Source organism: Actinomyces respiraculi, from assembly GCF_014595995.2.
GTDB classification, from domain to species: Bacteria; Actinomycetota; Actinomycetes; order Actinomycetales; family Actinomycetaceae; genus Actinomyces; species Actinomyces respiraculi.
Genome location: NZ_CP063989.1, coordinates 1,629,759 through 1,645,028, shown reverse-complemented (window position 1 = coordinate 1,645,028; position 15,270 = coordinate 1,629,759). Strand labels below are relative to the sequence as shown.

Annotated in this window: 12 protein-coding genes; 7 read left to right on the top strand and 5 right to left on the bottom strand. The window is 71.5% G+C overall.

Going from position 1 to position 15,270, the window contains the following annotated elements; translation table 11 throughout:
• Positions 1-2 precede the first annotated feature (2 nt).
• Both ID810_RS06850 and ID810_RS06845 read right to left on the bottom strand, forming a co-directional pair.
• Positions 3-713 carry a potassium channel family protein gene (locus tag ID810_RS06850; RefSeq protein ID WP_166854878.1) on the bottom strand — a complete coding sequence of 237 codons (711 nt, stop codon included), beginning with the start codon at positions 711-713 and terminating at the stop codon, positions 3-5.
• 3 nt (positions 714-716) lie between these two features.
• Complete coding sequence (locus ID810_RS06845; RefSeq protein WP_166854879.1) at positions 717-1,382, bottom strand: potassium channel family protein; 666 nt, start codon at positions 1,380-1,382, stop codon at positions 717-719.
• Between the two features lie 59 nt (positions 1,383-1,441).
• Here ID810_RS06845 and ID810_RS06840 point away from each other — a divergent pair, with 59 nt between their 5' ends.
• From ID810_RS06840 to acnA, 3 genes are all read left to right on the top strand, one after another.
• The gene (locus ID810_RS06840; protein ID WP_166854880.1) at positions 1,442-3,547 is read left to right on the top strand and encodes an APC family permease; all 2,106 of its coding nucleotides are present in this window, start codon (positions 1,442-1,444) and stop codon (positions 3,545-3,547) included.
• Positions 3,544-4,950: a class I SAM-dependent RNA methyltransferase gene (locus tag ID810_RS06835; RefSeq protein WP_166854881.1), complete on the top strand. Its 1,407-nt coding sequence runs from the start codon at positions 3,544-3,546 to the stop codon at positions 4,948-4,950. The genes ID810_RS06840 and ID810_RS06835 overlap by 4 nt, the downstream gene beginning before the upstream one ends.
• A 166-nt stretch (positions 4,951-5,116) precedes the next feature.
• Positions 5,117-7,807: an aconitate hydratase AcnA gene (gene acnA / locus ID810_RS06830; RefSeq protein WP_166854882.1), complete on the top strand. Its 2,691-nt coding sequence runs from the start codon at positions 5,117-5,119 to the stop codon at positions 7,805-7,807.
• A gap of 58 nt (positions 7,808-7,865) precedes the next feature.
• Here the strand turns inward: acnA and ID810_RS06825 are convergent, their stop codons facing one another.
• On the bottom strand, positions 7,866-9,563 hold the full coding sequence (locus tag ID810_RS06825; protein WP_166854883.1) for a variant leucine-rich repeat-containing protein: 1,698 nt from the start codon (positions 9,561-9,563) through the stop codon (positions 7,866-7,868).
• A gap of 72 nt (positions 9,564-9,635) precedes the next feature.
• On the opposite strand from ID810_RS06825, the gene ID810_RS06820 reads away from it, so the two are divergent.
• Entirely contained in the window at positions 9,636-10,094 is a 459-nt protein-coding gene (locus tag ID810_RS06820) for a tRNA (cytidine(34)-2'-O)-methyltransferase (RefSeq protein WP_166854884.1), read from the top strand.
• Between the two features lie 85 nt (positions 10,095-10,179).
• Here ID810_RS06820 and ID810_RS06815 read toward each other — a convergent pair whose 3' ends face one another.
• The gene (locus tag ID810_RS06815) at positions 10,180-10,776 is read right to left on the bottom strand and encodes a YbhB/YbcL family Raf kinase inhibitor-like protein (protein WP_166854885.1); all 597 of its coding nucleotides are present in this window, start codon (positions 10,774-10,776) and stop codon (positions 10,180-10,182) included.
• A 240-nt stretch (positions 10,777-11,016) separates the two neighbouring features.
• On the opposite strand from ID810_RS06815, the gene ID810_RS06810 reads away from it, so the two are divergent.
• Positions 11,017-11,982: a hypothetical protein gene (locus ID810_RS06810; protein WP_166854886.1), complete on the top strand. Its 966-nt coding sequence runs from the start codon at positions 11,017-11,019 to the stop codon at positions 11,980-11,982.
• The gene (locus ID810_RS06805; protein WP_166854887.1) at positions 11,979-13,748 is read left to right on the top strand and encodes a DNA polymerase Y family protein; all 1,770 of its coding nucleotides are present in this window, start codon (positions 11,979-11,981) and stop codon (positions 13,746-13,748) included. The genes ID810_RS06810 and ID810_RS06805 overlap by 4 nt, the downstream gene beginning before the upstream one ends.
• Here the strand turns inward: ID810_RS06805 and ID810_RS06800 are convergent.
• Positions 13,739-14,452, bottom strand: coding sequence for a phosphatase PAP2 family protein (locus ID810_RS06800; protein WP_166854888.1), 714 nt, complete (start codon positions 14,450-14,452; stop codon positions 13,739-13,741). The two genes, ID810_RS06805 and ID810_RS06800, sit on opposite strands and share 10 nt — an antisense overlap.
• Before the next feature lie 84 nt (positions 14,453-14,536).
• Here ID810_RS06800 and ID810_RS06795 point away from each other — a divergent pair, with 84 nt between their 5' ends.
• Entirely contained in the window at positions 14,537-15,160 is a 624-nt protein-coding gene (locus ID810_RS06795) for a thymidine kinase (protein WP_166854889.1), read from the top strand.
• Positions 15,161-15,270 lie beyond the last annotated feature (110 nt).

Sequence of the window (15,270 nt, the reverse complement as noted above, 5' to 3'; positions counted from 1 at the left end):
CCTCAGCCAAGCATCGGCGCCTCATCGTCCCGGGGGACCGGCTCGTCCTGGGCGGTGAAGATCACCGGGATCTCCTCCAGGGCGCTCTCACCCTCCTTCGCCGTGAGGAACAGCAGCTCGTCACCGCGCTCGAAACGCTCATCCGTGTCCGGCGTGATCGGCCGGTAGTCGCGCAGGATCGCCGAGAGCACCGTGTGCGGGGGCAGCTCCACCTGGCTGACCAGCTGACCGATGACGGGTGAGTCGTCCGGCAGGGTCAGCTCGTGCATGTGCGCGCCCGACTGGTGGAAGCGGAAGACCGGCACGAGCGAGCCGACGCTCACGGCCTCCTCCACCAGGGCCGTCATGATGCGCGGGGTGGACACGGACACGTCCACGCCCCAGGTCTCGTCGAACAGCCACTCGTTCTTCGGGTTGTTCACGCGCGCCACGGTGCGCGGCACGCCGTACTCCGTCTTGGACAGGAGCGAGACAACGAGGTTCGCCTTGTCATCACCGGTGGCGGAGACCACGACGTCGGCATCACCCGCGCCGGCCTGCGCCAGGGAGTCGACGTCGCAGGCGTCGGCCAGCAGCCAGTCGGCGTCTGCCACGGAGGCGACGCGCATGGCCTCGGGGGAGCGGTCCACGAGCGTGACCTCATGGCCGTGGGAGATGAGCTCGCGAGCGATGGAGCGGCCGACGGAGCCGGCACCGGCGATCAGGACCTTCATGGCTCAGGCCTCCTTCACGGGGGGACGGGACAAGGCGCGCTGCACCGCGGGCAGACGGTCCGTGGGCACTGCCACGTGGAGACGGTCGTGCTCCTGCAGGATCGTCGACGCCGTCGGCACGATCGCGGAGGAGGCGCGCGAGAGCCAGGCCACACGCACCTGGAGGCGCTCCTCCAGGACCGCGACGCTCGTTCCCACCCAGGCCTCCGACACGTCCGGCTGCACCAGGGCGACGGCGCCCGACGGGTCCTCCGCCTCCCTCGTGATCACACCGGGCAGGACCCGGCGCATCATCTGCTCAGCCGTCTCACGCACAGTCGCGACCGTGGGGATGCCCAACCGCTCATAGACGTCCGCACGGCGCGCGTCGTAGATACGCGCGACGACGTGCTCCACGCCGAAGGTCTCGCGGGCCACACGAGCCGCCAAGATGTTCGAGTTGTCTCCCGAGGACACGGCGGCGAAGGCGTAGGCCTCGTCGATGCCGGCCTGCTCCAGAGCGTCACGGTCGAAGCCGACGCCCTTGACCTTACGGCCCTGGAAACCCGAGGACAGGCGCCTGAAGGCCTCCGGGTTCTGATCGATGACGGCCACCGAGTGACCCCTGCTGTCCAGCTGGGAGGCCATGGTGGATCCCACGCGGCCGCAGCCCATGATGACGAAGTGCACGAGCCGAACGGTACCCCTCGTGTGGCCCTCGCCGGGAAGCGGACGTAGGCTCCTGCACCATGCGTGACTTCGCAGACCGCCTCAAGCGTGTCCTTGTCGGGCGCCCGGTGCCCAGCAAGGCTCTTGGCGGGACACTTCTGCCCAAGCGGATCGCCCTGCCGGTGTTCGCCTCCGACGCCCTGTCCTCAGTCGGCTACGCCCCCGACGAGGTGCTCGTCACCCTCGCCGTCGCAGGCGTGGCCGCCACGGCCCTGTCTCCATGGATCGCCCTGGCCGTCGTCGCCGTCCTCGTCGTCGTCGTCGCCTCCTACCGCCAGACCGTCTACGCCTACCCCTCCGGCGGTGGCGACTACGAGGTGGTCACCACCAATCTTGGTCCCCGGGCCGGGCTGCTCGTGGCCTCCTCCCTGTTCGTGGACTACATCCTGACCGTCGCCGTGTCCGTCTCCTCCGGCGCGGGCTACCTCGCGACCGCCGTGCCCGCCGTGGCCCCCTACAAGGTGGAGGTCGCCGTCGGCATCGTCACCGTCCTGGCGCTGCTCAACCTGCGCGGCTCACGCCAGTCGGGCAGCGCCTTCGCCATCCCCACCTACCTGTACATGGCGGCGATCGGGGCCATGGCCGTGGCCGGTCTCGTCCAGGAGGTCACCGGCACCCTGGGCCAGGCGCCCAGTGCCGCCTACGAGGTGGTCGCCCAGGGAGGCTGGGAACAGGGGCTGACCGGCCTGGCCGGTGCCTTCCTCGTCCTGCGGGCCTTCTCCTCCGGCTGCGCCGCACTGACCGGCGTCGAGGCCATCTCCAACGGCGTGCCCTCCTTCCGGCGGCCCAAGTCCAAGAACGCGGCCACCACACTGCTGCTCCTGGGCGCCATCGCCGCCGCCATGCTCATGAGCATCATCCACCTGGCCGGAGCCACCGGCGTGCGCATGGTGGAGGACCCTGCCACGCAGCTGCTCGACCACGGCGCCCCACTGGGCGAGAGCTACCACCAGGACCCCGTCATCGGTCAGATCGCCGCCACCGTCTTCACCGGCTTCGCCCCGATGTTCTACCTCGTCACCGCCGTCACCGGACTCATCCTCGTCCTGGCGGCCAACACGGCCTTCAACGGCTTCCCGGTGCTCGCCAGCGTCCTGGCCCGCGACGAGTTCCTTCCCCGCCAGCTCTCCCAGCGCGGAGACCGGCTGGCCTACTCCAACGGCATCCTCGTCCTGTGGCTGGGCGCTACCGCCTTCATCATCGGCTTCGGCGCCAGCACCAACCGCCTCATCCAGCTCTACATCGTCGGCGTGTTCATCTCCTTCACGCTGTCCCAGGTGGGGATGGTGCGCCACTGGACCCGTGCGCTGGCCACCGCCACCGACGCGCGCGAGCGCTCGCGCATGCAGCGCTCGCGCGCGGTCAACCTCGTCGGCATGGTCGGCACCGGCCTCGTCCTGCTCATCGTGCTCGCCACCAAGCTCACGCGTGGCGCCTGGATCACGCTGACGATCATGGCCCTGATCTACCTCGTCATGACCGCCGTGCGCCGCCACTACCGGCGAGTCTCCCAGGAGATCGCCATCAAGGACCTGCACGACGCGCGTGTCCTGCCCGCCCACGTACACGCCATCGTCCTGGCCTCGCGCCTGCACCAGGCAACCCTGCGGGCCCTGACCTACGCCCAGTCCACGCACCCGACCTCCATCGAGGCCGTCACCGTCGACACCGGCGACGGCGGCGCAGAGGCGCTTCTGGAGGCCTGGGACGACGCCGAGCTGCCCGTGGCGCTGACGGTCCTGGACTCGCCCTTCCGCGACATCACCCGGCCGATCATCTCCTACGTGCGCAGTGTGCGCCGCGAGTCCCCCCGCGACCTCGTCGTCGTCTTCCTGCCCGAGTACCTCGTGCGCCACTGGTGGCAGCAGGCCCTGCACAACCAGACCGCTCTGCGGCTCAAGACGGCGCTACTGTTCACCCCCGGCGTCGTCGTGGCCTCCGTGCCCTGGCAGCTTGGCCTGCCGGGCGACCGGCTCATCCACCACGGGGTGCGTCAGACCTCCCCGACCGGCATCATCGACGCCGACCAGGCCATGCGCGACGCCGCGGCCGACCGCCAGCACAACCTGCACGGCCAGCACGGCCAGCACGGCGAGCACAGCCAGCACAGCCAGGAGACCCGATGACCACCCGCCCCGCACGCAGGAGCCCCCGCCCCGAGACCACCCGCCCCGCCGCGCGCGAGGAGGTCCTTCTCGACGTCGGCGCCCCCGCCCACGGCGGGCACTGCGTCGCCCGCACCACCGACGACCCTGACGGACGTGTGATCTTCGTGCGCCACGCCCTGCCCGGCGAGCGGGTCCGTGCGGTCATGACCCAGAAGACCTCCAAGATCTGGCGCGCCGACGCCATCGAGATCCTCAGCGCCTCCCCGGACCGGGTCGAGCCCGTGTGGCCCCAGGCCGGTCCTGGTGGAGTGGGCGGGGGAGAGCTCTCCCACGTGGCGCTGGGTGCCCAACGCACCTGGAAGCGGTGGGTGCTCGCCGACTGCCTGCGCCGCATCGGTGGCCCGGACGTCGCCCAGGCCGTCACCGAGGCCGCCGGGGGCACCGCGGTCAGCGTCGAGCCCCTGCCCTCCGAGGTGCGCGCGGAGGCCTCTGAGGATGCCCGCACCCGCGCCCTGGCCGGGACCGGCACCCGCACCCGCCTGGCCCTGACGGCCGATGAGCGGGGCCGTTTCGGTATGCACGCCTTCCGCTCCTCCACCGTCCTGGACCCCGGCCGCCTGCCGCTGGCGGTGGCGGCCATCGCCGACCTGGGCCTGACCGAGCGCGCCCTGTGGCGCAGGCATGCCCGTCCCGGCAGCCGCCTGGAGGCCGTGGCCCCCTCCGTCGGCGAGCCGCTGGTCCTCATCGACGGTCGGGTGCTCACCGCTGAGGGCCGCGCCGCCAGCCGTCGGCGCGTCGGCGAGGTGGTGGACGCCTCCGGCCTGGGCCTGGGCGAGCTGCGCTACAGCGTGCACGCCGACGGCTTCTGGCAGGTCCACAAGGACGCTCCGGCCGCCCTGGTCGACGCCGTCGTGCGGGCCGTCGTCACCGGCTCGCCCTCGGGCGGCGGGGCCTCCTTGGTCGCGGACCGGGTGGCTGGGACCAGTGTCCTCGAGCTGTACTCCGGTGCCGGACTGTTCACCCTGCCGCTGGCCGCCGCCGGGGCCCGCGTCGTCAGCCTGGAGGGCTCCGCACAGGCCGTCGGCGACGCCCGGCGCACCCTGCACGGCTACGACACGGTGAGCCTGCACACCGGGCGTGCGAGTGCCCGGGCGGTGGACGAGCTCGGCCGGCTCGATGGCACGCCGGCCGATGTCGTCGTCCTCGACCCGCCGCGCCAGGGTGCCGGCCGGGAGGTCATCGAGGCCGTCGCAGCCCTCGGCCCGCGCCGGGTGGTGCTCGTGGCCTGCGACCCGGCGGCCCTCGCCCGGGACCTGGGCTCCCTGCTGCACTCGGGATACACGGTCCGCGGGGTGCGTGCGCTCGACATGTTCCCGCACACCCACCACTTCGAGACGGTCGTGGTCCTCGACCGACACTGAGCCGACCGAACACTGAGCCCGACGCCGTTGGGTAAAGCGGGTGTGACGTAAACGCGGGGCCGCTCGTCGGCAAATGCGGGCTATTGCCGTCTTCATCCCGCCTTGTGACGCAGTGTCGTCTACGGTGTGACTGAGCACTCACGACTTCTGACCGCTAGGAGCGACGTTGACCAGCCTCGACACCTTCCACTCCCGCGCCACGCTCGACGTGGAGGGCACCGCCTACGAGATCTTCCGCCTCGACGCCGTCGAGGGCCTGGAGCGCCTGCCCTACGCCCTCAAGGTTCTCGCCGAGAACCTGCTGCGCACCGAGGACGGCGCCAACGTCACCGCGGACCACGTGCGCGCCCTCGCCCAGTGGGACCCCGCGGCCGAGCCGGACACGGAGATCCAGTTCACCCCCGCGCGCGTCGTCATGCAGGACTTCACCGGCGTGCCCTGCATCGTCGACCTCGCCACCATGCGCGAGGCCGTCGCGGAGCTCGGCGGTGACCCCAAGGTCATCAACCCGCTCGCCCCCGCCGAGATGGTCATCGACCACTCCGTCCAGATCGACTCCTTCGGCCTGGCCAGCTCGCTGGAGACCAACAAGGAGCGCGAGTACGAGCGCAACGCCGAGCGCTACCAGTTCCTGCGCTGGGGCCAGGGGGCGCTGGACAACTTCCGCGTCGTGCCGCCGGGCACCGGCATCGTCCACCAGGTCAACATCGAGTACCTCGCCCGCACCGTCGTCACCCGGCCGGTGGCCGGAGCCGACGGCGAGACGGTGACCCAGGCGTACCCGGACACCTGCGTGGGCACGGACTCCCACACGACGATGGTCAACGGCCTGGGTGTGCTCGGTTGGGGCGTCGGCGGCATCGAGGCCGAGGCCGCCATGCTCGGCCAGCCGGTGTCCATGCTCATCCCGCGCGTCGTCGGGTTCCGCCTGACCGGCGCGATCCCCGCCGGTGCCACCGCCACCGACGTCGTGCTCACCATCACCGAGATGCTGCGCCGCCACGGGGTTGTCGGCAAGTTCGTCGAGTTCTACGGCGAGGGCGTCGCCGCCGTGCCGCTCGCCAACCGCGCCACCATCGGCAACATGAGCCCCGAGTTCGGCTCCACCGCCGCGATCTTCCCCATCGACGACGTCACTCTGGACTACCTGCGCCTGACCGGCCGCAGCGAGCAGTCCATCCGCCTGGTCGAGGCCTACGCCCGCACCCAGGGCCTGTGGCACGACCCCTCGCGCGAGCCCGCCTACTCCGAGTACCTCGAGCTCGACCTGTCCACGGTTGTGCCCTCCATCGCGGGTCCCAAGCGCCCCCAGGACCGCATCGTGCTCAGCCGGGCCAAGGAGGCCTTCCGCCAGGCACTGCCGGCCTACGCCTCGCAGACGTCCAAGCCGACCCCGGTGACACTGGCCAACGGCACCGTCACGGAGCTCGACCACGGGCACGTCGCCATCGCCTCGATCACCTCCTGCACGAACACCTCCAACCCCTCGGTCATGGTCGCGGCCGGCCTGCTGGCCCGCAACGCCGTCGCCCGGGGCCTGACGTCCAAGCCGTGGGTCAAGACCTCGACGGCTCCCGGCAGCCAGGTCGTCACCGAGTACTACGAGAAGGCCGGCCTGTGGCCCGCCCTCAACGAGCTGGGATTCAACGTCGTCGGCTACGGCTGCGCCACCTGCATCGGCAACTCCGGGCCCCTGCCCGCCGAGGTCTCGGCGGCCGTCAACGATGCGGACCTCGCCGTCGTCTCCGTGCTCTCCGGCAACCGCAACTTCGAGGGCCGCATCAACCCCGACGTCAAGATGAACTACCTGGCGTCCCCGCCGCTGGTCATCGCATACGCGCTGGCCGGCACGATGGACTTCGACTTCGCCACCGAGCCGCTGGGCCAGGAGCCGGACGGCAAGGACGTCTTCCTCGCCGACATCTGGCCGGACCCGGCCGAGGTGCAGGCCACCATCGATGCCACCATCGACCGCGAGATGTACGCCTCCGGCTACGCCGACGTCTTCGCCGGTGATGAGCGCTGGCGGGGCCTGGACACGCCCGAGGGCGAGACCTTCGCCTGGGACGAGGACTCCACCTACGTGCGCAAGGCCCCCTTCTTCGAGGGGCTGACGATGGCTTTGACCCCGGTCGAGGACATCACCGGTGCCCGTGTGCTCGCGCTGCTGGGCGACTCAGTGACCACGGACCACATCTCCCCGGCGGGTGCCATCAAGGCGGACTCCCCGGCGGGCCGCTACCTGGCCGAGCGCGGTGTGGAGCGCAAGGACTTCAACTCCTACGGGTCCAGGCGCGGCAACCATGAGGTGATGATCCGTGGGACCTTCGCCAACATCCGCCTGCGCAACCAGCTGCTCGACGGTGTTGAGGGCGGCTACACCAGGAACTTCCTCACCGGTGAGCAGGAGACGATCTTCGACGCCTCCCAGGCCTACCAGGCGGCCGGTGTGCCGCTCGTGGTGCTGGGTGGCAAGGAGTACGGCTCGGGCTCCTCACGCGACTGGGCGGCCAAGGGCACGGCGCTGCTGGGTGTCAAGGCCGTTATTTGTGAGTCCTTCGAGCGCATTCACCGCTCCAACCTCATCGGCATGGGCGTGGTCCCGCTCCAGCTGCCCGCGGGGCAGACGACGGCGAGCCTGGGCCTGGACGGTACGGAGACCTTCTCCATCGAGGGGCTGACGGCCCTCAACGAGGGTGTCACGCCGTCCACGGTGCGGGTCACCGCGGTCAAGGACGACGGCGGCCAGGTGGTCTTCGACGCCGTGGTTCGCATCGACACCCCCGGGGAGGCGGACTACTTCCGTCACGGGGGCATCCTGCAGTACGTGCTGCGTCACCTCGCACGAGGCGAGTGAACGGAAGTACCGCGTGAGTCCGGGTGGCCCGGGGATGCGTCCTCGGGCCACCCGTCTGTCACTTCTTGCCGGGGGCGTAGGCGGTGACCTGCCCGTCGTCGTAGGCGATGACGAGCGAGGGCGTCGCCAGCCACATGAGTTGCTCGCCCAGGTCGGACCCTGCGAAGTGCACGGGCTTGCCGTCCGCCATGGACCACATCCCGACCAGCCCCATCGACACGTTCGTCTGGGCGGGGTGACCAGTCACGGCCATGAGCAGGGAGTCGTCGGAGGAGAGGCTGTACCAGGAGTTTTCAGCGGAGACGCATTCGCCGTCCTCCAGGGAGGGAACGATCGTGCGCTCACCGATGGTCAGGGTGATGGCGCAACCGTCGTCCCTCTTGTCCTTGTCCGGGTCGTACCGGGACGTTATGGCCGACGACGAGAGGTCCTTGTCGACGACGTAGGCACGAGCCTGTGCGACGGTTATCCGGGGAGAGTCGAAGGTGGTCGCGTACCGCTCCTCATCGAAGTCGGGGAAGGTGCCCTCGAAGGCGTCGATCTGCTCTCCCGAGGGGCTCAGGACCCGCATCTCCTCATCGTCGTTATCGATGACGAGCCATCCATCAGCCAGAGGGACAACCTGCTCATCGTTGTCGATGTCGAGCTCGGTGAGCGTGCCGTCCTCGAGCCGGATGGCAGTGTCCTTGGCGACGAGGGTGACCAGGGCGCCGTCATGCACGGCCCAGCCGTAGTAGGCGACGTCTCCATACCCCCAGTCGGCGGAGCCGTCGACCTCCTGCTCCCACAGTGGCGTGGTGGGGTCGGAGGCGGACCATCCGGTGCAGTGGTCGCGTGTGTCGCAGTGCCAGGCGTAAGTGCCGATGAAGGAGAGGTGGTCGTCCTCGTCCCAGTCGGCCTCAACGGAGGTGCCGTCAGAGGCCTTGAGCAGCTGGTTGTCACCGACGCGGATCCAGTCGCCCCAGTAACTGAGGTTTCCGTACTCCTGGTCGACCTTGACCTCCCACTGCTCCTCGGGCTCGGAGCCGGAGATGTCGTAGGCGGTCACGCGTGTGAGATTGTGGCTGCGGTTGTACGAGCCGACGATCATCTGGTTCCCGTTGACGGCGATCGCTGCGTCGTCGACGTCGAGCTTCCAGATCTTGTGGCTGCCCTCAGTCCAGTCGGAGGAGACGTCTTGGAGGGTCTCTGCCGCCGAAGAGGAGGCGCCGCCCCGTCCCAGCAGTGCCCACACTCCCCATCCTGCGCCGACCAGAGCCAGGACCACGACGGCGGCGCCAATGAGCAGCGGTGCGTGCCTGCGGCGGCGTGGCGCGGCCGGGAGGCCCGGGGCTCCGGCCGAGGGAACCTGGGGGTAACTGCCCAATATCGGAGCGTTGTACTGCGGGTAGCCCGCCGAGGGGGGCGAGCCGACCACGGGAGCGGAGCTGACCACCGGAGCCGAGGTCGCTACGGGAGCCGAGCCCGTGGTGAGGCCCGTCGGTGGGAGTGGAGCCGGGGCCGCGGCGTCAGGCTGGGCGTCGCTGCGGTTGAGGAGGGCGGCCTGGACTGCTGGGTCATGGGACTCGCGCAGCCACTCCAGCAACTCGGGGTAGGTACCCGGGTTGGCGGCCAGGACGGCGTGCAGATCCGGGCGCTCGCCGGCAATGCGCTGCTGCTCCGAGGGGGGCGTGCTGGGAGACAACGCAGCCAAGAGGTCGGGGTCAGGGCCCGTCTGGGGCTGATGGGGGGAGGGAGGCAGAGGGGGAGTGCTCATGGGCCGATGCTAGGAATCCCCGTGCGGGCTTGTCGAGACGTGGACGGACTGCGCCGTGGCAGGATGTGCGCCGTGCTGCACGTGATCTTCTTCGAGCCCCGGATCCCCGGCAACTCCGGGGCGGCGATCCGCCTGTCGGCCAACACGGGCTCGATGCTGCACCTGGTGGACCCGCTCTTCGAGATGGACGACGCGAGGCTGCGCCGGGCGGGCCTGGACTACCACGACCTCGCCCTGACCCGGGTGCACGCGACCTGGCAGGAGTGTCTGGAGCAGGTGCCGGGCAGGATCTTCGCCTTCACAGCGCACACGGACACGCTCTACACCGACGTCGACTGGCATGACGATGACGCCCTCCTCTTCGGCCCGGAACCCACGGGACTACCGCAGGAGATCATGGAGCACCCGCGTGTGGACGCACTCGTGCGCATCCCCATGGTCGAGGGCAACCGCTCTCTCAACCTCGCCAACTCCGCCGCCATCGGCCTGTACCAGGCCTGGCACAGCCTCGGCTTCCCGGGTGGGCGCTGACTGCGGCGGAGGGGCCCACAGCGGACTCAGTGGTCGCAGTGGTCGCAGTGGTCGCAGTGGTCGCAGTGATCTTGGTGCGGGGCGGCTACTGCCCGCCCGTACCGGTGGCCGGGTCGAGCGCTGCGCGGGCACCCGGAGACAGTGGCCCGGGCATCGAGTACGCGGCGGTGAGCAGGGCACGGCCCAGGCTGTGGAAGGAGACCTGGCAGGCGACGGCGGCTGCGGAGGCCTCGTCGTCCAGGCCGAGGGTGTCGACGTCGAGGGCGTGTACCGCGAAGACGTAACGGTGCTCGCCGTCGCCGTCGGGCGGGTAGGGGCCGTACCAGGCGTGCGTGCCGCCGTCGTTGCGCACGTGCGTGGCAGCGCCCTCCAGGAGCAGGTCGGACTCACCGGCCCCACGGGGAAGAGCGGTGACGGAGGCGTCCAGATCGAGGATCGTCCAGTGCCAGAAGCCTGAGGGGCTCGGGGCGTCGGGGTCGAAGCAGGAGACGACGAAGGACCGCGTGCCCTGTGGCGCCCCGCTCCAGTGAAGCTCGGGGGAGACGTTGTCGTGGACGGCGGTGAACTGGTCCTCCATGCGCTCGCCCTCGGCGATGTCGTCGGAGGCCAGTGTGAAGGCGGGGACCTGGGGGAGCAGGTCGTAGGGGAAGGGGCTGCGCGGGCGGCTGACGTCGGCGGTCACGTTCGTCTCCTGAGTGCGGGGCGGCCTGTGGTACTCGTCTGGTGAGGTGCACCACTGTAGACGGCTGTGGGTGGCTGTGGCAGGCCCGTGGGGCGCGGGGGAGGGCCTCTCAGGGGGCGAGGGGCATGTCGAGCGGTGTTGCGTGTCCCTGCCTGGCGCTACTCTGATATCGGATCGAACGCCTGTTCGATCCGTGCGTGCCGGATGAGTGAGGAAGGGGAAGGGATGCGGGCACAGAACATGACCACAGCCGTGGCAGCCGAGGCAGCCGCACCGCTTCGCGCGGGTGCCGCTGGGGCGCCCGCCGCTGGAGCGCCGTCGCGTCTGGCTGCCGCCCGCACTGCCCTCGCGCAGGCCGAGGCCCGCACTGGTCTGCGGACCCTGCTGCCCACTGGTGCCCGGCCCGCCGCCCCGGTGGGCGTCTCGGCCTCCGCATCCGGCGCGCGTGCCGCGGCCCTTCCTGCCCCGGCTCTCGCACCCTCCGAGCCCGCCCCCGAGGCCGTGGGGCCCTGGGAAGCCATCGGCCTCGCCACCATCGGCTCCCTGTCCCTCACAGGCTCCATGACCCTCCTGCTCGCGGCCGCCGCGCGCCGCCAGGGCCTCCGGGGCTGGTGCGCCGTCGTCGGCGGGAAGGACCTGTGCTGGTGCGCCGCCGCGGAGCTTGGCCTGGACCTCTCGCGCGTCCTCGTCGTGCCGACCCGGGACCTCGCTCCGGCCTCCCTGCCCGCCGTCCTTGCCGCTCTGGTCGACGGTCTCGACGTCGTCCTGCTCACGGACGGGATCGCCCGGCTGCTCACCGCGCGGCAGCAGCGGACCATCGCCGCCCGCGCCCGCGAGCGGGGTTGCCTCGTCCTGCTCGACGAGCCCTGGGAGGGGACCCGCCTCCTGCAGGCCCGCGCCCTGGGGGGCACCCGCCTCGCGGACGCGGGTCGGGAGGCTGAGGGGGGCGACGCCGTCGTCCCGCGGGTCGAGGGCGCGCGCGTCCTGCCGCTGCGCCCCGGGCAGGAGCGTGCGCAGGCTCCGGTGGAGATGCCCGAGGGCTACCTGCAACACCTCGACTGGGCGCTCACCGAGCCGCAGCGGGGGAGGGCCGACACCCTCCTGCGCTGCGGCCCCCACGGGGTGCACACCCTGAGGGCCCAGGCCCCGCAGCAGGCCCACTGGCCGGAGCCCGCGCTCACCGTCCTGCCCGGAGGCCTGCCGTGAGCGGGACGCACCAGCCCTCCGAGCAGAACGGCGCCCGCCCCCGCGACACGGGTCCCGTCCCGGCCGTGCCACGGCTGCTCGCCATCTGGGTCCCCGACTGGCCCGTCGTCGCCCTCACCCTCGAGCAGCACCATCACCCACCCGGGCTCCACCACCCGGACAAGGGGCCCGGCTCCCGGCCCGGGCGCACCGCGCCGCCTAACCCCGCCCTCGAGCCCGTCGCCGTCGTCGGTGCCCGTGGCGTCCGGGCCGCCTCCGCTCCCGCCCGCACTGCCGGGGTGCGCCGTGGCATGAGGCTGCGCCTGGCCCGCTCCCTGTGTCCCGAGCTCGTCGTCCTGCCGCCGGACCCCGCACGCGAGGCCCGTGCCTTCGAACCCGTCATGGATGCCCTGAGCACCGTCCTGGCCGAGCCTGTCGTTGCGCGCCCCGGCCTCGCCCTGTCTGGCGCCCGCGGCCCCGCGCACTGGTTCGGAGGTGAGGAGGAGGTTGCGTCCGCCCTCGTCGACGCTGTCGCCCGGGACGTCGGCGTCGAGTGCCTGGTCGGCGGTGGCGACTCCCTCCTGGCAGCCATCCTCGCCGCCCGCAGAGGGATCCTCGTCCCCGAGGGACAGTCCGCCGCCTTCCTCGCGCCCTGGGACCTCGGCCGCGTCCTGGCCGCCCTGCCCACCGAGCAGGAGCGGGCGCGGACCGAGCCCGTCCTTGAGGCACTGGCCCGCCTCGGGGTGCGCACGCTCGGGGACCTGGCCGCCCTGCCCCGCGCGGACGTCACCGCCCGTTTCGGCCCCGCCGGTGAACGGGCGCACCGCCTCGCCACAGGTGAGGCGTGGCAGGTCCCCTCCAGCCCGCGCCCCGCCGCGGACATTGAGGCCGCCCTCGTGCTCGACCCTCCCGTCGAGCGCGCCGACGCCGCCGCCTTCGCCTCCCGGACCCTCGCCGAGAGGCTCTCCTCCTCTCTCGTGGCACACGGCCTGGCCGCAGGCCGGCTCCTCGTCGAGGCCGAGTGCGAGGACGGCAGCCTCCTGTCGCGCTCCTGGGCCCTTGAGACCGTCCCCAGCCCCGCCGACCTCACCGACAGGGTGCGATGGCAGATCGAGGGCTGGCTCGCCGCACGCCCGGGCGCGCGCCTGGCCGGAGCCCTGGTCCGCCTGCGCCTGCTCGCCCGCGAGACCTTCGCCGCCGGCACCTCTCAGACGGGCCTGTGGTCCGCCCCGGGAGAGGAGGGCCGACGCCGTGCCGCGCGCGCCGCCGAGCGCGTTGAGTCCCTGCTGGGCGCCGGCAGCGTGAGTGTGCCCGTCCTGGACGAGGGCTGGGACCCGCGCTCACGGGCACGGCTCGTGCCCTGGGGACAGCACGGTCCGGATAGTCCTGTCCGTGCAAAGCCGGGACGGGGCGCGGCCTCCGACGACGGTCGGGCGACCTGGGTGGGGTCCCTGCCCTCGCCGTCACCCTCACGTGTCCTGGCTGAGCCCGCGCCGACGGTCCTGCTCGACGCCCAGGGGCGAGAGGTTCTTGTCGACGCCCAGGGACAGCTCACATGCGCGCCCTGGGAGGTCCTGGTGGACCTGACGGACCTGGTGGACGCAGGGTCCGCGCCCGACGGACGGCAACGGGTGCGGTCCTGGGCCGGCCCGTGGCCCGTGGACGAGGGGTGGTGGCGGCCCACAGGGGCCTTGCGACGCGCCTACCTGCAGCTCGTCCCGCAGGACGGGCCCGCCCTGCTGCTCGTGCGCCGCTCAGGCTGGTGGCTCGAAGGCATCTACTCCTGAGCCGGCCCCGGCTCGCTCCGGAGCCCCCACGGGCGGTGCCCGCGCAGCAGCAGCACCGTCGCCGCCACCAGCGACAGCCACGCCACGGCCAGTGACCAGCCGGCAAGCACGTCCGTCATCCAGTGGTACGCCAGATAGACCCGTGACAGCCCCACGAGGAGGGAGGCCACCACGGCCCCCAGGACCGCCACCGCCTTGCGGGCCCGAGGTGCGCCGGACAGCAGCACGACCCCAGCCAGGGCCCCGACCAGCACCGCGGTGTTGAAGGAGTGGCCTGAGGGAAAGGCGAAGGAGGAGGACGGCTCCCCGAGCAGCAGGGCGACCGAGGGGCGCTCACGGCCGAAGGCGAGCTTGAGCAGCACGGTGAGCGCGGCCGAGCCCGCCATCATCACCGCCAGCACACCCGCCTGGAGTCGGCGACCGTGCACCGCCAGCACTGCGCAGGCCAGAAGGGCAAGCAGCGTCAGGCCCGTCGTCCCACCCAGGTGCGTTGCCACCCAGGCGACCTGCGTGAGCCACGGACGTCGCAGGCTCACGGCGTGCGCCGTCGCCGTCGGGTCAAGGAGCGTCAGCGCGCTGCCCGTGACCACCTGGGCGGCGATCGCGGCGAACAGCGCCAACCCGATGGCCCCTGCCACCAGGATCGTGGGCACGAGCCGGTGGCTCGGATGGGGGTCGGCGGATGTCGAGGGCGTGACGGGCATGAGGGAGACGGTAACGGAGACCGGTAGCATCCCGGAGGGTGCCCTGCCGCGGGGCCGCCCGGTCCCCGAGGAGAGGCGCGCACGATGGCCAAGCTCTACTTCCGCTACGGCGCGATGAACTCAGGCAAGACCACCGGCCTGCTGCAGACCGCCTACAACTACGAGGAGCGCGGGCAGAGCGTCCTGCTCGTCAAGGCGGGTGTCGACACCAAGGGCGACGACACGGTCGTCTCGCGCCTGGGCATGGTGCGCCGGGTGGATCTGCTCGTCGGCGTCGGCGACGATCTGCGCGCCCTTGTGCGGGAGCGCGCGTTGGGCGATCGGGCCTCGCACGAGGGCGTGAGTGTGCGCGAGACGGTGGACTGCGTGCTTGTGGACGAGGCTCAGTTCCTCACGCCCCTCCAGGTGGACCAGCTCATGACTCTCGTGCTCATCGACGACGTGCCCGTCCTCGCCTACGGCATCCGCACGGACTTCCGCACCGTGTCCTTCCCCGGCTCACGGCGCCTGCTGGAGATCGCCCACTCCCTGGAGGAGCTCAAGACGATCTGCCGGTGCGGGCGCAAGGCGATCTTCAACGCCCGCAAGGTGGGCGAACGCTTCGTCTTCGACGGCGACCAGATCGCCATCGACGGGGAGGACGTCACCTACGAGTCCCTGTGCGGCAAGTGCTACCTGGCGGCGGGTGGGGTGCTGGCGGGCGAGTAGAACCCCGCCCGGCACTCAAGCCGATGACTTGTATTCCCTGGAATATAAGAGAATGACGTGAGCGGAGGTCGTGGCCTGCCCGTGTTGCGCGTCGACGACAAGTAGAGTCC

Bases quoted from the DNA above. Each gene is read 5' to 3' on its own strand.
- ID810_RS06840 (WP_166854880.1), top strand. From the start codon at position 1,442: ATGCGTGACTTCGCAGACCGCCTCAAGCGTGTCCTTGTCGGGCGCCCG.
- ID810_RS06800 (WP_166854888.1), bottom strand. From the start codon at position 14,452: ATGCCCGTCACGCCCTCGACATCCGCCGACCCCCATCCGAGCCACCGG.
- ID810_RS06810 (WP_166854886.1), top strand. From the start codon at position 11,017: ATGACCACAGCCGTGGCAGCCGAGGCAGCCGCACCGCTTCGCGCGGGT.
- ID810_RS06825 (WP_166854883.1), bottom strand. From the start codon at position 9,563: ATGAGCACTCCCCCTCTGCCTCCCTCCCCCCATCAGCCCCAGACGGGC.
- ID810_RS06850 (WP_166854878.1), bottom strand. From the start codon at position 713: ATGAAGGTCCTGATCGCCGGTGCCGGCTCCGTCGGCCGCTCCATCGCT.
- ID810_RS06835 (WP_166854881.1), top strand. From the start codon at position 3,544: ATGACCACCCGCCCCGCACGCAGGAGCCCCCGCCCCGAGACCACCCGC.
- ID810_RS06795 (WP_166854889.1), top strand. From the start codon at position 14,537: ATGGCCAAGCTCTACTTCCGCTACGGCGCGATGAACTCAGGCAAGACC.